The 18,734-nt window shown below is 59.1% G+C and carries 23 protein-coding genes; 15 read left to right on the top strand and 8 right to left on the bottom strand.

All coding sequences use genetic code 11. From position 1 onward, the window contains the following. The first annotated feature begins 26 nt into the window (after positions 1-26). The 14 genes from GOX21_RS04695 to GOX21_RS04630 all read left to right on the top strand — a co-directional run bounded on the left by GOX21_RS04695 (position 27) and on the right by GOX21_RS04630 (position 11,168). Positions 27-572 (top strand): HK97 family phage prohead protease, encoded by a 546-nt coding sequence (locus GOX21_RS04695; RefSeq protein WP_170349062.1) that lies wholly within the window; start codon positions 27-29, stop codon positions 570-572. Between the two features lie 34 nt (positions 573-606). Beyond that, positions 607-1,785, top strand: a complete 1,179-nt coding sequence (locus tag GOX21_RS04690; RefSeq protein WP_170375804.1) for a phage major capsid protein — start codon at positions 607-609, stop codon at positions 1,783-1,785. 178 nt (positions 1,786-1,963) lie between these two features. Continuing rightward, entirely contained in the window at positions 1,964-2,563 is a 600-nt protein-coding gene (locus GOX21_RS04685) for a head-tail connector protein (protein ID WP_170358985.1), read from the top strand. Next, a complete protein-coding gene (locus tag GOX21_RS04680) occupies positions 2,560-2,898 on the top strand; it encodes a phage head closure protein (protein ID WP_170358982.1) in 339 nt (112 codons plus the stop codon). The genes GOX21_RS04685 and GOX21_RS04680 overlap by 4 nt, the downstream gene beginning before the upstream one ends. Beyond that, the gene (locus GOX21_RS04675; protein ID WP_170358980.1) at positions 2,895-3,308 is read left to right on the top strand and encodes a DUF3168 domain-containing protein; all 414 of its coding nucleotides are present in this window, start codon (positions 2,895-2,897) and stop codon (positions 3,306-3,308) included. Before GOX21_RS04680 ends, GOX21_RS04675 begins: the two co-directional genes overlap by 4 nt. Positions 3,309-3,328: 20 nt before the next feature. Continuing rightward, positions 3,329-3,742, top strand: a complete 414-nt coding sequence (locus GOX21_RS04670; RefSeq protein WP_058280596.1) for a phage major tail protein, TP901-1 family — start codon at positions 3,329-3,331, stop codon at positions 3,740-3,742. 4 nt (positions 3,743-3,746) lie between these two features. Continuing rightward, entirely contained in the window at positions 3,747-4,067 is a 321-nt protein-coding gene (locus tag GOX21_RS04665; protein ID WP_170375802.1) for a gene transfer agent family protein, read from the top strand. Next, positions 4,064-4,273 (top strand): rcc01693 family protein, encoded by a 210-nt coding sequence (locus GOX21_RS04660; protein ID WP_170349056.1) that lies wholly within the window; start codon positions 4,064-4,066, stop codon positions 4,271-4,273. Before GOX21_RS04665 ends, GOX21_RS04660 begins: the two co-directional genes overlap by 4 nt. Further along, positions 4,260-4,922 (top strand): phage tail tape measure protein, encoded by a 663-nt coding sequence (locus GOX21_RS04655; RefSeq protein ID WP_170375800.1) that lies wholly within the window; start codon positions 4,260-4,262, stop codon positions 4,920-4,922. Before GOX21_RS04660 ends, GOX21_RS04655 begins: the two co-directional genes overlap by 14 nt. A gap of 16 nt (positions 4,923-4,938) precedes the next feature. Continuing rightward, on the top strand, positions 4,939-5,571 hold the full coding sequence (locus GOX21_RS04650) for a DUF2460 domain-containing protein (RefSeq protein WP_170375798.1): 633 nt from the start codon (positions 4,939-4,941) through the stop codon (positions 5,569-5,571). Beyond that, positions 5,571-6,458, top strand: a complete 888-nt coding sequence (locus GOX21_RS04645; protein ID WP_170375796.1) for a DUF2163 domain-containing protein — start codon at positions 5,571-5,573, stop codon at positions 6,456-6,458. Before GOX21_RS04650 ends, GOX21_RS04645 begins: the two co-directional genes overlap by 1 nt. Further along, complete coding sequence (locus GOX21_RS04640; protein WP_170375794.1) at positions 6,455-6,901, top strand: NlpC/P60 family protein; 447 nt, start codon at positions 6,455-6,457, stop codon at positions 6,899-6,901. Before GOX21_RS04645 ends, GOX21_RS04640 begins: the two co-directional genes overlap by 4 nt. Then, positions 6,901-10,863, top strand: coding sequence for a baseplate multidomain protein megatron (locus GOX21_RS04635; RefSeq protein WP_170375792.1), 3,963 nt, complete (start codon positions 6,901-6,903; stop codon positions 10,861-10,863). Before GOX21_RS04640 ends, GOX21_RS04635 begins: the two co-directional genes overlap by 1 nt. An 8-nt stretch (positions 10,864-10,871) precedes the next feature. Next, positions 10,872-11,168: a DUF7742 family protein gene (locus GOX21_RS04630; RefSeq protein WP_170349050.1), complete on the top strand. Its 297-nt coding sequence runs from the start codon at positions 10,872-10,874 to the stop codon at positions 11,166-11,168. On the opposite strand, the gene GOX21_RS04625 is transcribed toward GOX21_RS04630, so the two are convergent. Then, positions 11,149-11,487 carry a TraR/DksA family transcriptional regulator gene (locus GOX21_RS04625; protein ID WP_170375790.1) on the bottom strand — a complete coding sequence of 113 codons (339 nt, stop codon included), beginning with the start codon at positions 11,485-11,487 and terminating at the stop codon, positions 11,149-11,151. The two genes, GOX21_RS04630 and GOX21_RS04625, sit on opposite strands and share 20 nt — an antisense overlap. A gap of 84 nt (positions 11,488-11,571) precedes the next feature. On the opposite strand from GOX21_RS04625, the gene cysE reads away from it, so the two are divergent. Further along, on the top strand, positions 11,572-12,381 hold the full coding sequence (gene cysE / locus GOX21_RS04620; RefSeq protein WP_170358963.1) for a serine O-acetyltransferase: 810 nt from the start codon (positions 11,572-11,574) through the stop codon (positions 12,379-12,381). A 7-nt stretch (positions 12,382-12,388) separates the two neighbouring features. Here the strand turns inward: cysE and GOX21_RS04615 are convergent, their stop codons facing one another. The 7 genes from GOX21_RS04615 to GOX21_RS04585 form a co-directional block, all read right to left on the bottom strand. Beyond that, entirely contained in the window at positions 12,389-12,628 is a 240-nt protein-coding gene (locus GOX21_RS04615) for a hypothetical protein (RefSeq protein WP_170375788.1), read from the bottom strand. 154 nt (positions 12,629-12,782) lie between these two features. After that, positions 12,783-14,087, bottom strand: coding sequence for a pyruvate dehydrogenase complex dihydrolipoamide acetyltransferase (locus GOX21_RS04610; RefSeq protein WP_170375786.1), 1,305 nt, complete (start codon positions 14,085-14,087; stop codon positions 12,783-12,785). 14 nt (positions 14,088-14,101) lie between these two features. Continuing rightward, complete coding sequence (locus GOX21_RS04605) at positions 14,102-15,472, bottom strand: pyruvate dehydrogenase complex E1 component subunit beta (protein WP_170375785.1); 1,371 nt, start codon at positions 15,470-15,472, stop codon at positions 14,102-14,104. A gap of 15 nt (positions 15,473-15,487) precedes the next feature. Continuing rightward, entirely contained in the window at positions 15,488-16,477 is a 990-nt protein-coding gene (gene pdhA, locus GOX21_RS04600) for a pyruvate dehydrogenase (acetyl-transferring) E1 component subunit alpha (RefSeq protein WP_170349044.1), read from the bottom strand. A 166-nt stretch (positions 16,478-16,643) separates the two neighbouring features. Further along, on the bottom strand, positions 16,644-16,943 hold the full coding sequence (locus GOX21_RS04595) for an FtsB family cell division protein (protein ID WP_170349043.1): 300 nt from the start codon (positions 16,941-16,943) through the stop codon (positions 16,644-16,646). Between the two features lie 132 nt (positions 16,944-17,075). Then, positions 17,076-17,420: a lysozyme inhibitor LprI family protein gene (locus GOX21_RS04590; RefSeq protein WP_170375783.1), complete on the bottom strand. Its 345-nt coding sequence runs from the start codon at positions 17,418-17,420 to the stop codon at positions 17,076-17,078. 64 nt (positions 17,421-17,484) lie between these two features. Continuing rightward, on the bottom strand, positions 17,485-18,681 hold the full coding sequence (locus GOX21_RS04585) for a phosphoglycerate kinase (RefSeq protein WP_170375781.1): 1,197 nt from the start codon (positions 18,679-18,681) through the stop codon (positions 17,485-17,487). Positions 18,682-18,734: the final 53 nt, after the last annotated feature.

The raw sequence follows: 18,734 nt of genomic DNA, 5'->3' as shown, positions 1-18,734 counted from the left end.
GTTCAGAGGCTTACGAGGAGTTGTTCATGGATTTGGAGCATAAGTTTGCGCGGTTCGGCTATGGGCTGTCTGTGTCCGAGGATGCAGTGATCGAAGGCTATGCCAGCCTGTTCGGTCAGGTCGATCAGGGCCGTGATGTGGTGCAAAAAGGCGCCTATCGTGCATCACTGGATGGGCTGGTGAAGGCTGGTCAGCGAGTTAAGATGCTGTGGCAGCACGACCCGGCGCAACCAATCGGCGTTTGGGACGAAGTGCGCGAAGACGATAAGGGCCTGTGGGTCAAGGGGCGTCTGCTGGAAAGCACACAAAAGGGTCGTGAGGCGGCGGAGTTGATCCGGGCGGGTGCGATGGATGGTCTGTCGATTGGCTATCGCACTAAGCGCGCCGTGAAGAATGACAAGGGCCAGCGGGTCCTGACGGAACTGGAGCTTTGGGAGGTGTCGCTTGTGACTTTCCCGATGCTGCCCAGTGCGCGGGTGGCGGCAAAGGGGGCGACCCTGGATGCCGAAGAAACCCTGCGCAGTATTGCCGAGGTGTTCAACGACGCCCGGCAGGAGCTGGCGCGACCCTAGCGCGCCTCAAACCCACCCAAGAATGGAAGTGCTGATGAGCAAGACCGAGACCCCGGCCTTGACCGGAGAGGGTGCGCCCCTGGTTCAGGAGGTGAAGCAGGCGATGGCTGGCTTCGTGAATGAATTCAAGGGCCTGAAGGCTGAAGTGAAAACCAAACTGCAACAGACAGAAGAGCGACTGACTATGCTGGATCGTAAATCAACCATCGCGGCACGCCCGCATCTTGCTGCCTCGATCACCGAAGGCGCACCGCACCAAAAGGCTTTTGACGCTTATGTGCGTTCGGGTGACGATGACGGCCTGCGTGGGCTGGATATGGAGGCCAAGTCGCTGACCAGTGCGGTCAACAGCGATGGCGGTTACCTGGTTGATCCGCAAACCGCTGAGATCATCAAATCGGTGCTGAAATCCACCGCCTCGATCCGTTCGATTGCGTCGGTGGTGAATGTCGAAGCGAACTCGTTCGATGTGCTGATCGACCACACCGATGTGGGTGCGGGATGGGCGGATGAGGCCTCGACCGCGACCGAGACTGCGACTCCATCGATTGACCGCATCTCAATCGCGCTGCACGAGCTGAGCGCGCTGCCCAAGGCCTCGCAGCGCCTGTTGGATGACAGCGCGTTTGACGTCGAAGGTTGGCTGGCCGGTCGTATCGCTGACAAGTTTGCCCGCGCCGAGGCGTCGGCGTTTATCAGTGGCGATGGTGTCGACAAGCCGAAGGGCATTCTGGATCACGCCAAGGTTGACAATGACGTCTGGGATTGGGGCAATATCGGCTACGTTCCGACAGGCATTGATGGCGGTGTTGAGGCGGATGCCATTGTTGATGTTGTCTATGCGCTGGGCGCGCAGTACCGGGTCAATGGTACCTTCGTGATGAACTCGAAAACTGCAGGCCTGATCCGCAAGCTGAAGGACAGCGATGGCCGTTTCCTGTGGTCGGACGGTCTGGCCGCTGGCGAGCCTGCGCGCCTGATGGGCTATCCGGTGCTGATCGCCGAGGATATGCCGGATGCGGCATCCGACAGTTACTCGATCGCCTTCGGAGATTTCCAGGCAGGATACACCATCGCCGAACGCCCCGATCTGCGCGTTCTGCGCGACCCGTTCAGCGCCAAACCACACGTCCTGTTCTATGCGACCAAACGCGTCGGCGGCGACGTGAGCGACTTTGCCGCAATCAAACTGGTGAAATTCGGCACTGCCTAAGCGGTGGCGGATCCGGGGGGCAGTGTAACCGGCCCCTCGGGCGGCGGGTACGGGCCGGGGTGAGATCCCCTGCGTTGTCTAGCTGCTCCCCTCCGTCCGAGCAACGTGGGGCGGCGCGTGCCTGCCAATTTCCTGAAGTGACGACCCCCGGAGGGGGCCGAGATTGCGGAGTTAATGGATGATGTTGATCGAAGAAGCCGCCATCGCGGATGCGGCGTTGCCGGTAGATCAGTTCAAGGCGCATCTGCGTCTGGGCACGGGCTTTGCCGAGGGCAGTGTGCAGAACGAGGTGCTGAACGGTTTCCTGCGGGCGGCGATCGCTGCGATCGAGGCGCGCACCGGCAAGGTGCTGATTGAACGCGAATTTTCTTGGAGCCTGAGCGAATGGCGCGATGCTGCAGGCGAGGTGTTGCCGGTAACCCCGGTGGTTACTGTGGGCGCGGTGACAATCCGCGATGCGGCGGGTTTGGAAAGCACAATCGCGCCCGATGCCTATCGGCTGGAACAGGACAGCCAGCGCCCCAGGCTGCGCCCAAAGGGCGCAATGTTGCCGAACATTGCGACAGGCGGCTCGGTGAAAATCACCTTTGCTGCAGGGATGTCGGCAGATTGGGGTGGGCTACCTGCTGATCTGGGTCAGGCAGTCTTGTTGCTGGCCGCGCATTACTACGAATACCGCGACGAGACTGCTTTGGGTGCTGGTTGTATGCCCTTTGGCGTAACCAGCCTGATCCAACGCTATCGCGTCGTGCGCTTTGGAGCAGGGGTGACGCAATGAAGGCGCCGCGATTGAACCGAAAGCTGGTTCTCGAAGCGCCAGTCCGAACTGCCGACGGCGCGGGTGGGTACATCGAAACATGGGCCTCGTTGGGTACGGTTTGGGCTGAAGTCACTGCACGCAACGGGTCCGAGCGTCAGGTGGCCGGGGTGCCAGTTTCGCGCGTGGGTTACCGCATCGTTGTGCGGGGTGCGCCCGAGGGGTCATTGATGCGCCCGTCGCCGGACCAGCGTTTTGCCGAAGGCATACGCCGTTTTGTTATTCGCGCGGTCGCCGAGCGTGACCCGCGTGGCCAGTACTTGACCTGTTTCGCGGACGAAGAGGTGGCGGCATGAGCTATGGCGTTTCAGTGGCCTTGCAGGCGGCGGTGTATCAGCAGCTTTCAGGCGATACGCAGGTCAGCACACTGTCGGGCGGCGCGATCTATGACGCGGTGCCGGCAGGGGCGGTACCCCAGACTTATGTGACGCTGGGCCCGGAAGAGGTGCGGGATGCCTCGGACCGATCAGGCGCTGGTGCCCTGCATCGGTTCACGGTGTCGGTGATGTCCGAGGCCGCCGGGTTTGGCGCAGCCAAGGCCCTTGCGGGGGCGGTGTGTGACGCGCTTGAGGGCGCGGCACTGACCCTGAATCGCGGGCGACTGGTGGGGCTGTGGTTCGAACGCGCCTCGGCCCGCCGCACGGGAACCGGCGGTGCCATCCGCCAGATCGACCTGAGATTCCGCGCCCGCGTGGAAGACGACTAAGCAATCAACGGAGAGAACATATGGCTGCCCAGAACGGAAAAGACCTGTTGGTCAAAGTGGATATGAACGGCTCGGGCCTGTTCGAGACCATCGCGGGGCTGCGGGCCACGCGGGTCAGTTTCAACGCGGAAAGTGTGGATGTCACCAGCCTGGAAAGTCAGGGTGGTTGGCGCGAGCTGTTGTCGGGGGCCGGGGTGAAGTCCGCTGCGATCTCGGGTTCGGGCGTATTCAAGGATGCAGGCACCGACGAACGCGCACGACAGCTGTTTTTTGACGGTGAGACACCGAACTTTCAGGTGATCATTCCCGATTTCGGCATCGTTGAAGGCGCGTTTCAAGTCACCGGCATCGAATATGCGGGGTCGCACAATGGCGAGGCGACTTATGAGATGAGCCTGGCCAGCGCCGGCGCTTTGGCCTTCACGGCACTGTAATCCTATGGCCAATCCGTGGACGGGCGAGGTGGCATTGACCATCGATGGAGAACGGCGGGTGCTCAAGCTGACGCTGGGTGCTTTGGCGGAATTGGAACAACAGCTGGGCACCGGGTCTTTGGTGGAACTGGTTCAGCGATTCGAAGGCGGGACCTATTCCAGCGGAGATGTGCTGGCATTGATCGTGGCCGGGCTGAGAGGCGGGGGCGCCGATGTCGCCCGATCGGATCTGCTGCGGGCCGAGATCGATGGCGGGCCGATGGCTGGCGCCAAGGCTGCGGCTGAACTGCTGGCACGGGCCTTCATGGTACCGGGTGGCGCATGAGCGGGTTCGACTGGCCCGCCCTTATGCGGGCCGGTTTCGTCGGCCTGCGCCTGACGCCGGATCAGTTCTGGCGTCTGACACCGGCTGAATTGCGACTGATGTTGGGGCAAGGGGCCGGGATGCCAGCGATGAACCGGGCGGGGTTGGACGCTTTGCTGGCGGCCTATCCGGACAAGCAACAAGGAGAGCGTGATGACGGATCGTGACGGGTTGGATGACCTGCAGGAACGGGGTGAGGCGCTGGGCGACTCGTTGGGGGATGCGGCGTCGATGGCTGCGGCATTCGACAATCAGATGAAGCGGATCAGCGCAGCCTTTGAAGAAACCGGCAAGGACGTCGCCACGTTGGAGCGCGGCATGTCCGGCGGTTTGCGCAAGGCATTTGACGGCGTGGTGCTGGACGGCATGAACCTGTCGGATGCGCTGGATGTGCTGAAGAACTCGATGATCCGCACGGCCTATTCGGCGGCGATCAAGCCTGTGACCGATCACTTTGGCGGCATGCTGGCCAATACGGTTGGTGGTCTGGTGCAGGGAATTTTGCCCTTTGCCAATGGCGGCAGCTTTTCGCAGGGCCGGGTGATGCCCTTTGCCAATGGCGGTGTGGTCAGCAGCCCAACGACATTTCCGATGCGGGGTAGCACCGGACTGATGGGCGAGGCCGGCCCCGAGGCGATCATGCCTCTGGCGCGCGGGCCAGATGGCAAGTTGGGCGTGCGGACATCCGGCGGAGGGCGCGCAGTGAACGTGGTGATGAATATCACAACGCCGGACGTGCAGGGGTTCAGACGCAGTCAGGGTCAGATCGCCGCTCAGATGAGCCGCGCCTTGGGTCGCGGCAATCGCAACAGGTAACACGAGGGAGCAGCTCATGAATTTCCACGAGGTAAGATTTCCCGCCAGCCTGAGCTTTGGTTCGGTCGGCGGCCCCGAGCGGCGCACAGATATCGTGACGCTGGCCAACGGGTTCGAAGAACGCAACACACCCTGGGCGCATTCCCGTCGCCGCTATGACGCCGGGCTGGGAATGCGATCATTGGACGATATCGAGACGCTGGTTTCGTTTTTCGAAGCCCGTCAGGGGCAGATGTTCGGTTTTCGTTGGAAAGACTGGTCGGATTACAAGTCCGGGGCTGCGACAGCAGACGTGGCAATGGATGATCAGGTCATTGCTCGTGGTGACGGTACAAGCACCGAGTTTCAGCTGGTCAAAACCTACAGCTCGGGCGGGTTCAGCTATGTCCGCCCAATCGTCAAACCGGTTTTGGGTACCGTGCGGATCGGTTTGGAACAGGATCAAATGCGCGAAGGCGTAGATTTTGAAGTGGATCTAAACAGCGGTCTGATCACGTTTACTGCGCCGCCGCCTGAAGAGGTGGAAGTCACCGCCGGGTTTGAGTTTGACGTCCCGGTTCGTTTTGACACCGACAAGATTCAGACCAGTGTCGCTAGTTTTCAAGCGGGCGACGTACCCAACGTTCCAGTGGTCGAGGTACGTGTCTGATGAGCGGTGATAAGCAAGGGTTGCACACCCATCTGCAAACAGGGTTGACCACAACCTGCCGATGCTGGGCGATCCGGCGTGAGGACGGGCAGGAATACGGTTTCACCGATCATGACATGGAACTGAGCTTTGACGGGATGACCTTCAAGGCCAGCACGGGCCTGACGGCCACGGCTATCGAACAAGCCACCGGACTGTCCGTCGACAACTCTGAGGCCATGGGGGCCTTGTCCGATGCTGCGGTCACAGAAGAAGACATCGAAGCGGGTCGGTTCGACAATGCTCAGGTCCGGGCGTGGCTGGTCAACTGGGCCAGGCCTGAACAGCGTTTTCTGCAATTCAAAGGCTCGATCGGTGAGATGCGCCGCGCAGGTGGTGCATTTCACGCCGAATTGCGCGGTTTGACTGATCTGCTCAACCGACCGATGGGCAGGGTTTACCAGAAACCTTGTACGGCAGTTCTGGGGGACGGTGATTGCAAGTTCAATCTCGGCGCGCCAGGGTATCAGGCCGAGGCTGAAGTGGTCGCTTTGATTGCCGGCACTGTCCTGCAATTGAAAGGGGCAGAAGCACCGGATGAAGTCTGGTTCAGGCGGGGCAGATTAGATGTTTTGTCCGGGCGGGCAACCGGGTTGTGGGCCGCAATCAAACAGGACGACCGGATCGTAGGTGGGCGCAATGTTACGCTTTGGTCCGGGATCAGCGGCGGCCTGGCCGTCGGGGACCGGGTAAAGCTGACAGCAGGGTGCAACAAAAGTATGCACACCTGCCGGAAAAAATTCAATAACATCATCAACTTTCAGGGGTTTCCTGACCTGCCCGGTGAAGACTGGGTAATGGCGGTGCCCAAGCAAGGCAATCCCAACACTGGGGGAAGCAGACGATGAGCGGCCATAGGCAGGATATTGTCGACGAGGTGCGGGGCTGGTTGGGAACGCCTTACGTGCATCAGGCTTCGGTCAAAGGGGTGGGTACGGATTGTCTGGGCCTTTTGCGTGGTGTGTGGCGCGCGCTGCTGGGGTACGAACCCGAAACGGTGCCGAGCTATAGCATGGACTGGTCTGAGCCGCAGGGCGAAGAGCGCATGTGGGCAGCGGCCCGCCGTCACCTGATCGAAAAGAACCCCAGTTCTGCGAAGGCGGGCGATGTTTTGTTGTTCCGTATGCGCGATGGGCGTGTTGCCAAGCATGTAGGTATCGTCAGCGAAACCGCACCCGCGCTGCGGTTTATTCACGCCTATTCCGGCTACGGCGTCGTCGAAAACACGCTGAGTGATCCCTGGCGCCGCCGGGTGGTCGCCTGTTTTGAATTCCCGCTGGAGGATGTGTGATGGCTACAATAATTCTGTCTGCAGCAGGAGCCGCGGTCGGCGGAGCGATTGGCGGCACTGTTGCGGGGCTGTCGACCGCGGTGATCGGCCGCGCCATTGGGGCAACGCTGGGCCGGGTCATCGACCAGCGGTTAATGAGCCAGTCGGTCATGGGCGGCGGCAGCGAAGTGGTCGAGACCGGGCGCTTGGACCGTTTCCGCCTGACCGAATCCGGAGAGGGTTCTCCGGTCGCTACGGTTTTCGGGCGTATGCGGGTGGGTGGTCAGGTTATCTGGGCGTCGGATTTTCTAGAAACCAAAAGCACAAGCACAACCTCGCAGGGTGGCGGAGGTGGCAAGGGATCTCCGAAATCGCCCGAGGTCACAACAACCACGCACAGCTACAGCTATTCGATTTCTCTGGCCATTGCGGTAGGGGCGGGGCAAATTTCGGACGTCCCGCGCATTTGGGCTGATGGAGAGGAACTGGAGCTCTCAACCCTGAACATGCGTATCTATCGGGGGAACGACCATCAATTGCCGGACCCTCTGATCGAAGCCATTGAGGGCGCGGGCAACGTTCCGGCCTATCGTGGTACGGCTTATGTTGTGATCGAAGGTTTGCAACTGGCGCCGTTTGGAAACAGGGTGCCGCAATTTTCATTCGAAGTCGTACGTCAGGAACAGCCGGGATTGCCGGATACGCCGGATGCCCTGTTCAAGACCATCCGGGGCGTTGCCCTGATGCCGGGCACCGGTGAATATGCGCTGGCCAGCGAACAGATCAATTACACAAAAGGGCGTGGGCAAAGCTGGGCGGCGAATGTCAACTCTGCCTCGGGGAGGCCGGACCTGTTGACCTCAACCCGGGCGCTGCAACGTGAGTTGCCTTCCTGCGAGGCGGCCTCTTTGGTCGTGTCGTGGTTTGGCGATGACTTGCGGTGCGGGCAATGTCAAATTCAGCCCAAGGTTTTGCGCAAAGACATCGAAGGCAAGAACATGCCCTGGCGCGTGGCAGGTGTGACCCGACAGACCGCCCAAGCTGTCCGGTACGAAAATGACCGCCCCGTCTATGGCGCAACCCCTGCGGATCAATCCGTAGTTCAGGCAATCCGGCATATGAAAAGTATTGGCAAACGGGTTATGTTTTATCCGTTTATCCTGATGGATCAATTGCAAGGCAACGGTTTGCCAGACCCGTGGTCGGATGCAGCCAACCAGCCGCATTTGCCTTGGCGGGGGCGCATCACACTTAGCACCGCGCCCGGTAGAAAAGGATCACCGGATAAAACGGCAACGGCCGACGCGCAGGTGGCCGCGTTCTTTGGACACGCACGCGCCAGTGACTTTGCCGTTGGCGATGGCGAAGTGACCTATAGCGGCCCTCAGGAATGGGGTTTGCGCCGCTTCATTCTGCATTATGCGGCATTGTGTAAAGCTGCTGGAGGGGTGGAGTCTTTTTGCATCGGTTCCGAAATGCGCGGGCTGACCCAAATCCGAGGTCTGACCGGCTTTCCAGCCGTTTCCCAAATGCAAGCCTTGGCCGCCGAAGTGCGCGAAATCTTGGGACCAGGCACAAAAATCGGGTACGCATCGGATTGGAGCGAGTATTTCGGCTATCAGCCGAATGACGGACCCGGGGACCGTTATTTTCACCTTGATCCACTGTGGGCAGATGAAAACATCGATTTCGTCGGCATCGACAATTACATGCCTCTGTCGGATTGGCGGGATGGCGAGGATCACGTGGATCTGAAGGCCGGCACAGACGCGATCTATGACCTCGACTACCTTCGAGGCAATATCGAAGGCGGAGAAGGCTATGACTGGTATTATGCCTCGCCGGAAGAGGCCGAAGCCCAGATAAGAACGCCGATCACGGATGAGGAGCATGATGAGGCATGGGTCTGGCGTTACAAAGACCTTCGCAATTGGTGGTCGAACCGGCATCACGAACGCATTGGCGGTGTGCGTCAATCGAACCCGACCGATTGGGTGCCTGGCTCAAAACCTATCTGGTTTACGGAACTGGGTTGCGCGGCCATCGACAAAGGAACCAATCAGCCGAACAAGTTTCTTGACCCGAAATCCTCGGAATCCAGCTTGCCGAAATACTCTTCCGGTCGGCGCGATGATTTCATGCAGGTGCAGTACTTGAAAGCGATGTATGGCTACTGGTCTGATCCGGCAATCAACCCGCTTTCGGATCAATATGATGGTCACATGGTTGATATGGCGAACGCCTATGTTTGGGCATGGGATGCGCGTCCGTTTCCAACGTTTCCGAACCTGCGAAGCCAGTGGAGCGACGGGGCGAACTATCCCCGAGGTCATTGGTTGAATGGACGGTCAGGCACGCGGACTCTGGCCTCCGTGGTCACTGAAATCTGCTACGGTGCCGGAGTAAAGGATATCGACGTATCGCGTCTGGAGGGCGTCGTACGGGGCTATCTGGTTCAAGATGTCTCCAGCGCGCGCGCGGCATTGCAGCCCTTGATGCTGCGTTATGGGTTTGATGCGATTGAACGGGATGGTGTGCTGCTGTTTCAGATGCGCGACGGTCTGAAAGTGGTCGGATTGGATACAGACGATCTGGCAGACAGCTCTGATATCGAAGGCCGCGTGGAATATCGCAGAGAAGCCGAGGCCGAAATGACAGGCCGCGTTCGGTTGCGCTTTGTACAATCGGACGCCGATCATGATGTAGTGTCTGAAGAGGCCATCTTGCCGGACACTCGAACGCATTCGGTGGCCGTGAACGAGATGCCTCTATCGCTGACACGCGCCGAAGGCCGCCAAACCGCTGAACGCTGGCTAAGCGAGGCGCGGGTCTCACGCGAGACAGCGCGCTTTGCATTGCCGCCGTCGATGTTGCATCTGGGGGCGGGTGACGTCGTGAGCCTGACCAAAGACGGGCAGAGTGCGCGCTATCGCATCGACCGGCTAGAGCAGGCGGATCTGCAACTGGCCGAGGCAGTGCGCATCGAACCCGGCGTCTATGCGCCATCTGATCTGCCTGACGATCAAGTTTCGATCAAACCCTTTGTGGCAACGGTTCCTGTTTTGCCTGTGTTCCTGGATTTGCCGTTGCTGACCGGGTCCGAAGCCCCACATGCCCCATACCTTGCCACGTCGGCCAATCCTTGGCCCGGTGGCGTTGCAGTCTTTTCAGCGACCAGCGACGAAGATTATGCGCTGCAAGAAGTGATCTCGGGGCAAGCGGTAATTGGATTTACCGAAACCCCGCTGAGACGGGCAAGCGCCGGTGTTTGGGATGAAGGAATGCCGCTGCGCGTTAATCTGGTTGATGGCCTGCTTGAATCGCGTCCTCGGGATGCGTTGCTGAACGGGGCCAATCTGGCCGCGATTGGTGATGGAACACCCGGCAATTGGGAGCTGTTCCAATTCGCCGACGCCACGCTGCAAGAAACGGGCATCTATACATTGTCCGGTCGCTTGCGCGGTCAGCTTGGGACCGATGCGATCATTCCCGATGTCTGGCCCGATGGGTCGATGTTCGTCCTGTTGGATCAGCGTGTTTACCAAACCGGCTTGTTGCGGTCCGAGCGGCGCGTGAGCAAGCACTACCGCATTGGTCCGGCAACGCGCGGGTATGATGACCCGTCCTATGTACATCTTGTCGAGGCGTTCGACAGCAACGGGTTGCGCCCATACGCACCCGTGCATCTGAAGGCGATGGGAACAGTCGGAGGTGATCAACTGTCGTGGATACGTCGAACCCGGCTGGATGGGGACGATTGGGCGGGGATCGAGGTTCCGCTGGCCGAGGAAAGCGAATCCTACCTTCTGCAAATACGAACCAACGGGACCCTGGTACGGGAACAGATCGTGAGCGTTCCAAACTGGACCTACACGTCAGCAATGAAAGCAGACGATGGGATCAACGGGCCTTATGAATTCCACATTGCACAGGTTTCAGCCAGCTACGGGCCGGGACTATTCGCCCAAGTGACAGTCGGGTGATCCACTGAATGCGCCCTATCCTACATGGAGATGTCGCGGCGGCGGCGCGGGCCTTGCTGGCCGCGCTGCCGCAGGATCGCGACCGCCTTTGTACACGTCTCATCCAAGAAGCTGCGCTGGCCGACCAATATGTCGGCCAGACGGGTAATCTTCATCCATTGTTCGGGAATGGATCTTTGATGGCAGCCGCGCGAAACAGGCGGCTGGCGGATGAACCCGGATTTGATGATGTGCAATATTGTCGCTGTTTCGAACTGGTTTTGCAGCATCTGATCCGGTTTCAGATCAGCCGGACGCACAACTGACGCATTTCGTGGCGGCAAGGTTCAGATTCAATCGACCGCCAGGAATCTCATCGCCGCAATCTTCGCAATACCCGAATTCTCCGTCATGTATGCGGTCCAGGGCGGCTTGTAACCGGTGCGTTTCGATATCCCGATTGGCCTGTTGTGCCTTGGCCATCGCCTGATTCTGCAGGGCATCCATTCTGCTAAGGCGGCCGACGGCCTGCTGATCAAGCTCAACAATGGCCTGAGCCTGCTTTTCCGCCGCGGAATGTTCTGAAAGTTCAGCCAATCTTGCCTGAATTTTCGCTTCATAGCCTGCCAAATCAGTTTCATTCATTTTCGTTACTCTGCCGATCACGGGTTTGCGTTTGGCGTTTTTCCCACTAAATGGCATTCTAGGCGCAGAAAAGGATCAAAAGCCATGTTGGAAAAGCGCAGTCAGGTTACTCCGGTCGACCCGGTTTGGAATCGTATCACGACCGAAGCTCATGCAGCGGTCGAAAGCGAACCATTGATGGGTGGTCTGGTTCACGCTTGCATCCTGCACCACCGAAGCCTTGAGCGAGCCCTCTCATACCGGGTGTCGGCCAAGCTGTGTTCGAACGAAATGTCGATGATGGTGCTGCGTGAAATCGTGGATGAAGCCTATGCGGATGACGCTTCGCTGCTTGAAGCGGCCCGTGCGGACCTGATGGCAGTCTATGAACGTGATCCGGCATGCCACCGATTGTTGCAGCCGATCCTTTATTTCAAAGGCTACCAGGCGATGCAGGCTTATCGCGTGGCGCATTGGCTGTGGAAAAAAGGGCGCCACGATCTAGCGTATTTCTTCCAGATGCGCTCGTCCGAGATTTTCGGGATCGACATTCACCCTGCTGCGAAAATCGGCAAAGGCATCATGATCGACCACGCCCATTCGATTGTCATTGGTGAAACAGCTATTGTTGGTGACAATGTATCGATGCTGCATTCCGTAACGCTGGGCGGCACAGGTAAGGAAGAAGAGCAGCGCCACCCGACCATTGGTAACGGCGTGCTGATCGGGGCCGGGGCCAAGGTTCTGGGCAACATCGTAGTCGGCCATTGCAGCCGCATCGCAGCGGGTTCTGTGGTGCTGCAAGAAGTTCCTGCCTGCAAGACCGTGGCAGGTATTCCTGCAAAGATCGTCGGAGAGGCCGGTTGCGACCAGCCCTCGATTTCGATGGATCATATGCTGGGCAAAGACCAGTAATTCAACCTTAGTTCGAGCGGTTTTTCTTTCTGTTCAACCGCTCGAGCCGCTTTTCCTCGCGGCGCTTTTTGCGCGCATCGATACGTTTGGCGCGCTCAGCTTTGCGCTTGGCGACTTCGGCGGGATCCGGGTTATAGGTCGAGTTCTCGCCCGGATAGCCGTTGGGTTTTGCGATCGCAGCAACGGGCAGCGACGTCGCCAACAATGAAACCACCAGAAAGCACTTGGCCGAGTTCACGAGGGTCATGGGGCACCTTTGCATCAGAACTATCAATGCAATCAAGGTGGTCTGTTGCGTGTGTCTGAGCAACTATCGCAGCGATCACGACTGCTCACAACATGGCAGTGATTTGGTAGGCCACGCCAGGGAATGATCCGGCGTGACCTGTGTTCAAAAGGCTTTACGCCAGCATAACCATGGGGTTTTCAAGATTATCGACGATGGCTTGCAGCAATTCCGCACCCAACGCGCCATCAATGACCCGGTGATCCACCGACATGGTGACCGACATGACTGTGGCAACGGTAAGTTCGCCATCGCCGCCGACAACCGGTTTCTTGACGCCCGAGCCCACAGCCAGAATGCCGGCGTGAGGCGGGTTCACAATGGCGTCGAAATTGTCGATGCCGAACATACCCAGGTTCGAGATGGCAAATGTGCCGCCCTGATACTCGTGCGGTGCCAGTTTGCGTTCACGGGCGCGACCCGCAAGGTCTTTCATCTCGGTCGACAGGGCCGACAGGGATTTGGTGTCGGCATCCTGCAGGACCGGAGTGAACAGGCCCCCCTCAATAGCAACCGCAACGGCCACATCCGAAGGTTTCAGTTGCAGAACCCGGTCTTCGGCCCAGACGGCATTACATTGCGGTACTTGCTGCAGGGCGTTGGCGACGGCCTTGATGATGAAGTCGTTTACACTCAGCTTTATGCCTCGGCCTTCCAGCTGTTTGTTCAACTGGCCGCGGAACTTGAGCAGCGCGTCGAGCTTGATGTCGCGGCGCAAGTAGAAATGCGGGATGGTTTGTTTGGCCTCGGACAGGCGCGCGGCGATGGTCTTGCGCATACCGTCCAGCTTGACCTCTTCATACTCTCGCCCTTCATACATGCGGGCCACGGCATCTGCCGAGGGACCAGCCGGTGCCGCAGCGGGTGCGGGTGCCGTAGCAGGGGCCGAAGCGGCAGCAGTGGCCGGAGCAGCCGTGGCGCTTTCGACATCTGCCTTGACGATACGGCCATGCGGACCGGACCCTGCGATTTGCGTCAGGTCCAGACCTTTTTGTGCCGCAATCCGGCGGGCCAGCGGAGATGCAAAGATACGACCGCCATCCGCCTTGGCCGGAGCAGCTGGGGCAGGGGCGGGCGCCTCGGACACCGCTTGCGCGGCGGCCTCGTTGCCCGCGGCGGCTGCGGGGGCAGCCGCAGGTTCGGCGACGGGCGTGGACGCGATATCATCGGCGCTTTCGCCATCTTCCAGCAGAACTGCGATGGCGGTGTTGACCTTGACCCCTTCGGTGCCTTCGGGGATCAGGATCTTGCCGATGGTGCCTTCGTCGACGGCTTCGAACTCCATCGTGGCCTTGTCGGTTTCGATCTCGGCCAGCAGGTCACCGGACGAGACGGTATCGCCTTCCTTGACCAGCCATTTAGCAAGCGTGCCTTCTTCCATCGTCGGTGACAGGGCGGGCATCAGAATTTCTGTGGGCATCTATCTGTCGCTCCTTACCGGTAAGTCACTTGTTTGACAGCGGCGATCACCTCATCGGTGGTGATCAGAGCCAACTTTTCAAGGTTGGCGGCGTAGGGCATTGGCACATCCTTGCCGGTGCAATTAATGATGGGCGCGTCGAGGTAGTCGAACGCCTCCTGCATCACTACGGACGAGATGTAGCTGCCGACCGAACCTTGCGGCCAGCCTTCTTCTACGGTCACCAGGCGGTTGGTTTTCATCACTGAGTTGATGATCGCGCCGGTATCCATGGGGCGGATGGTGCGCAAGTCGATCACTTCGGCGTTGATGCCTTCCTCGGCCAGCTTGTCGGCTGCTTCCAACGCGAACTGCATGCCGATGCCAAAGCTGACGATGGTCACGTCCGAGCCTTTGCGCCAGATACGGGCTTTGCCCAAAGGGATGGCCAGGTCATCGACCTGTGGCATATCGAAGGAGCGGCCATAGAGGATTTCGTTTTCCAGGAAGACCACAGGGTTGGGATCGCGGATCGCTGATTTCAGCAGGCCTTTGGCGTCGGCTGCAGAATAGGGCATCACTACCTTCAGGCCGGGGACCTGCATGTACCATGCGGCGTAGTCCTGAGAGTGCTGTGCGGCCACGCGGGCAGCAGCACCGTTAGGGCCACGGAACACGATGGGGCAGCCCATCTGACCACCGGACATATAGAGCGTCTTGGCGGCCGAGTTGATGATCTGGTCCATCGCCTGCATGGCGAAGTTGAAAGTCATGAACTCGACAATCGGTTTCAACCCGCCAAAGGCAGAGCCAACCGCGATACCGGCGAAGCCATGCTCGGTGATTGGGGTGTCGATCACGCGCTTGGACCCGAATTCGTCCAGCAAGCCTTGGGAAATCTTGTAAGCGCCCTGATATTCGGCGACCTCTTCGCCCATCAGGTAGACATCTTCGTCGCGGCGCATCTCTTCAGCCATGGCGTCGCGCAGGGCTTCGCGGACCGTTTCAGATTTCATCTCGGCGTCGGCAGGCCAATCGGGTGACAGATCAACAACTGGTGCTGCCGGCGCCGTGGATGGAGCAGGGGCCTCAACCGCCGCTGGGGCGGCCTCGGCCACCGCTGTGGCTGCAGGCGCAGCCGCGGGCAGGGCCGAGGCGTCTTCGCCTTCCTCGACCAGAACCGCGATTGGGGTGTTAACCTTGACCCCTTCGGTGCCTTCCGCGATCAGGATCTTGCCGACGATGCCTTCATCGACCGCTTCGAATTCCATTGTCGCCTTGTCGGTTTCAATTTCGGCCATGATGTCACCGGAAGAAACGGTATCGCCTTCCTTGACCAGCCATTTGGCCAATGTGCCCTCTTCCATCGTGGGCGAGAGTGCGGGCATGAGAATTTCGGTTGCCATGTCTTAATCGTCCTCTCAGGCGTAGATATCTGTCCAGAGCTCATCCAGCGACGGCTCGGGGCTTTCTTTCGAGAATTCGGCGGCCTGGTTGACGATCTCTTTGATCTCTTTGTCGATCGCCTTCAGATCCTCCTCGGTCGCGTGTTTGCCGGTCAGCAACAGCTCGCGCACATGTTCGATCGGGTCGCTTTGTTCACGAACCTTCTGAACCTCTTCGCGGGTGCGGTACTTGGCCGGGTCGGACATCGAGTGGCCGCGATAGCGATAGGTCTTGATTTCCAGAATGTATGGGCCTTTGCCTGCGCGGCAGTGCGCGACGGCTTTTTCACCTGCGGCTTTAACCGCTAGAACATCCATGCCGTCGACCATTTCGCCCGGTATCCCGAAGGCTTGACCTCGGTGGTAGATGTCAGCGGAAGACGTCGAACGCGCCTGAGCGGTGCCCATGGCGTACTGGTTGTTCTCGATCACGAACACCACCGGCAGTTCCCACAGCGCGGCCATGTTGAAGGTCTCATAGACTTGACCCTGGTTCGCTGCGCCATCACCGAAATAGGTGAAGGTCACGCCACCGTTTCCCTTGTACTTGTCGGCAAAAGCCAGACCTGCACCCAATGGCACCTGCGCGCCAACGATACCGTGGCCGCCATAGAAGTGCTTCTCTTTCGAGAACATGTGCATCGAGCCGCCCTTACCTTTGGACAACCCGCCTTCGCGCCCGGTCAGTTCGGCCATCACACCACCCGGCTCCATCCCACATGCCAGCATGTGGCCGTGGTCGCGATATGAGGTGATGCGCTTGTCACCTTCCTTGGCTGCGGCCTCAAGGCCCACAACGACAGCTTCTTGCCCGATATACAGGTGGCAGAACCCGCCAATCAGGCCCATGCCGTAAAGCTGACCTGCTTTTTCTTCGAATCGGCGGATCAAAAGCATTTCGCGGTAGTAGGTTTTAAGCTCTTCCGCAGAAACATTTGGTTTCTTTGTGGTTTTTCGCGCAGCCATCGTGGCGATCTCCCCCTTCCGGACAGATAGTTTAGCGTTAAACTATCTCATAAAGCATTTCCGGCAATCTGGCGAGAGTAAATATGACGCATCGTCATTTCGCGCGGCTTCAGGCCGGGGGAACCTTCGGGCAAAGTTGGATTTCCAAGAAAAATGTCGGTCCGGCTTAGCGGATGACAATTTCGTCCGAACGGATCATGCCAAGAACCGAGCGGGCCTGCTGATCCAGCAGATCGAGGTCCAAATAAGTGTCGGACAAACGGCGGGTCAGGTTATCCATCTCGGCGATCTCGGCCTTAAGCTTGGCCAGGTCTTGTGACAGGGCGTCCCGTTCCGCTGCAATCTCGACCCGTCTGAATAGGCCATAGTCGCCCTGCACGGCGGCGAAGGTGAAATACACACCCAGCATGAAAGCCACCATGAAGAACACAACTGCGCCCAAACCGGGCCGATGGGAACGGGACACTCTGTTTACCGCCGTATGAAGTCTGCCTCAAAAACGTGCCCTTTGTGGGCATCTGTTCGCACTATGTCACAGGTGATTCGGCTTGTGAATCCCTTGATTCGCACTTTTTCGCGAATGGTCGGATTAAGTTTCTCAGCGCGCAGACTTTAAGATCTGATTGCGCGTCAGGGTTTGTTGTTCCATGCAATCCCAATAGAACATGGGCGCCGCGCTGCCGTCACTATCCAGTTCCGGGTCGCAGGCTGCGTCGCGCGCTTTCAGCCAGGCGCGCTGTTCGTCCAATAGGGCCTGACCGTTTCCGCGTGCGTCGACCATTGGTTTGACCTCAGCCCAGATACGGTTCAGTTCGCGATCAGCGATTTCCCACTTTTCCTTGGCGCAGAAATTGGCGTCGAGTTGCGTTTGCCCTTCGCAGCTGGATTGTGCCGCAGAGTAGGCAGGTATCAATATGGCGACCAGACAGACTATGAACCTCATGACAAAATCTCCGATTCAACAAGGAGAGACTACCATGAGGCCCGAAATGCGACCAATTTTGACCTTACGCCTGACCTTCCAAGGCGGCGACGCCGGGCAGGGTTTTACCTTCCATCCATTCCAGGAACGCGCCGCCAGCGGTCGAGATATACGAGAAATCCTTGGCCGCACCGGATGCATTCAGCGCCGCGACTGTGTCACCGCCGCCAGCGACCGAAACCAGCTGTCCCGACCGTGTCAGCGCCGCCGCTTTTAGGGCCGCTGCGTTGGTGGCGGTGTCAAAGGGTTCGATCTCGAACGCGCCCAGCGGACCGTTCCAGATCAGGGTCTGGCTCTGACCAAATATGTCCGTAATGGTCGTTACGCTTTCAGGACCAGCGTCCAGGATCATTCCGTCTTCGGTGCATTGATCGGCTGGCAACACCTGATGTGGGGCATTTGCCTCGAATTTCTCGGCGACCACAACGTCCGAAGGCAGTACGATCTTACAGCCCGAGGTTTCAGCCTTGGTCAAGATCTCGGCTGCGGTGTCCTTCATCGCTGTTTCCGCCAATGATTTGCCAACGCTAACTCCCTGAGCGACCAAAAACGTATTCGCCATACCGCCACCGATCACCAGGTAATCAACCTTGTCGATCAAGTTGCCCAGCAGTTCTAGCTTGGTTGATACTTTTGCCCCACCAACAACCGCTGTCACAGGGCGCTTGGGCGCACCCAGTGCGCCTTCCAGCGCTTCCAGCTCGGCCTGCATTAGGCGACCGGCACAGGCGGGCAGCAACCGCGCGATGGCCTCGGTCGAGCTGTGGGCGCGGTGGGCGGCTGAAAACGCGTCGTTGCAATAGACATCGCCCAGCTTGGCCATGCCTGCGGCCAGATCGGCGTCGTTCTTGGTTTCAGCGGCGTGAAAGCGGGTGTTCTCCAGCAGCAGCACCTGACCGGGCTTCAAGGCTTCGGAGGCCAGATCAGCCTCGGTGCCGACGCAATCTGCGGCGAATAGAACTTCGGTGCCAAAGGCGGCTTCAAGCGTGGGGATCAATTGTTTGAGCGACAGGTTCTCGCGCCGCTCGCCACCAGGGCGACCGAAATGGGCCAGTAGGATGGGCTTGCCCCCGGCTGCGAGGATATCGCGAACGGTCGGGACGATACGCTGAATACGGGTCGCATCGGTCACAACCCCGTCAACGACCGGCACGTTGATATCGACGCGCACCAGCACGCGTTTGCCGTTCAGGTCCATATCGTTCAGAGTTTTCCAGCCCATCGCTCTATCCTTGCCGTTACAACAGATTCAGGCGGTTCTTTTCCTGCATTTTG

Source organism: Ruegeria atlantica (genome assembly GCF_013032005.1).
In the GTDB taxonomy this organism is placed as follows: domain Bacteria; phylum Pseudomonadota; class Alphaproteobacteria; order Rhodobacterales; family Rhodobacteraceae; genus Ruegeria; species Ruegeria atlantica_A.
This window is presented reverse-complemented; position numbering and strand designations above follow the sequence as displayed.

Excerpts from the sequence above, each read along its gene's own strand:
- GOX21_RS04695 (WP_170349062.1), top strand. The coding sequence starts at position 27 with ATGGATTTGGAGCATAAGTTTGCGCGGTTCGGCTATGGGCTGTCTGTG.
- GOX21_RS04690 (WP_170375804.1), top strand. The coding sequence starts at position 607 with ATGAGCAAGACCGAGACCCCGGCCTTGACCGGAGAGGGTGCGCCCCTG.
- GOX21_RS04685 (WP_170358985.1), top strand. The coding sequence starts at position 1,964 with ATGATGTTGATCGAAGAAGCCGCCATCGCGGATGCGGCGTTGCCGGTA.
- GOX21_RS04680 (WP_170358982.1), top strand. The coding sequence starts at position 2,560 with ATGAAGGCGCCGCGATTGAACCGAAAGCTGGTTCTCGAAGCGCCAGTC.
- GOX21_RS04675 (WP_170358980.1), top strand. The coding sequence starts at position 2,895 with ATGAGCTATGGCGTTTCAGTGGCCTTGCAGGCGGCGGTGTATCAGCAG.
- GOX21_RS04670 (WP_058280596.1), top strand. The coding sequence starts at position 3,329 with ATGGCTGCCCAGAACGGAAAAGACCTGTTGGTCAAAGTGGATATGAAC.
- GOX21_RS04665 (WP_170375802.1), top strand. The coding sequence starts at position 3,747 with ATGGCCAATCCGTGGACGGGCGAGGTGGCATTGACCATCGATGGAGAA.
- GOX21_RS04660 (WP_170349056.1), top strand. The coding sequence starts at position 4,064 with ATGAGCGGGTTCGACTGGCCCGCCCTTATGCGGGCCGGTTTCGTCGGC.
- GOX21_RS04655 (WP_170375800.1), top strand. The coding sequence starts at position 4,260 with ATGACGGATCGTGACGGGTTGGATGACCTGCAGGAACGGGGTGAGGCG.
- GOX21_RS04650 (WP_170375798.1), top strand. The coding sequence starts at position 4,939 with ATGAATTTCCACGAGGTAAGATTTCCCGCCAGCCTGAGCTTTGGTTCG.
- GOX21_RS04645 (WP_170375796.1), top strand. The coding sequence starts at position 5,571 with ATGAGCGGTGATAAGCAAGGGTTGCACACCCATCTGCAAACAGGGTTG.
- GOX21_RS04640 (WP_170375794.1), top strand. The coding sequence starts at position 6,455 with ATGAGCGGCCATAGGCAGGATATTGTCGACGAGGTGCGGGGCTGGTTG.
- GOX21_RS04635 (WP_170375792.1), top strand. The coding sequence starts at position 6,901 with ATGGCTACAATAATTCTGTCTGCAGCAGGAGCCGCGGTCGGCGGAGCG.
- GOX21_RS04630 (WP_170349050.1), top strand. The coding sequence starts at position 10,872 with ATGCGCCCTATCCTACATGGAGATGTCGCGGCGGCGGCGCGGGCCTTG.
- GOX21_RS04625 (WP_170375790.1), bottom strand. The coding sequence starts at position 11,487 with ATGAATGAAACTGATTTGGCAGGCTATGAAGCGAAAATTCAGGCAAGA.
- cysE (WP_170358963.1), top strand. The coding sequence starts at position 11,572 with ATGTTGGAAAAGCGCAGTCAGGTTACTCCGGTCGACCCGGTTTGGAAT.
- GOX21_RS04615 (WP_170375788.1), bottom strand. The coding sequence starts at position 12,628 with ATGACCCTCGTGAACTCGGCCAAGTGCTTTCTGGTGGTTTCATTGTTG.
- GOX21_RS04610 (WP_170375786.1), bottom strand. The coding sequence starts at position 14,087 with ATGCCCACAGAAATTCTGATGCCCGCCCTGTCACCGACGATGGAAGAA.
- GOX21_RS04605 (WP_170375785.1), bottom strand. The coding sequence starts at position 15,472 with ATGGCAACCGAAATTCTCATGCCCGCACTCTCGCCCACGATGGAAGAG.
- pdhA (WP_170349044.1), bottom strand. The coding sequence starts at position 16,477 with ATGGCTGCGCGAAAAACCACAAAGAAACCAAATGTTTCTGCGGAAGAG.
- GOX21_RS04590 (WP_170375783.1), bottom strand. The coding sequence starts at position 17,420 with ATGAGGTTCATAGTCTGTCTGGTCGCCATATTGATACCTGCCTACTCT.
- GOX21_RS04585 (WP_170375781.1), bottom strand. The coding sequence starts at position 18,681 with ATGGGCTGGAAAACTCTGAACGATATGGACCTGAACGGCAAACGCGTG.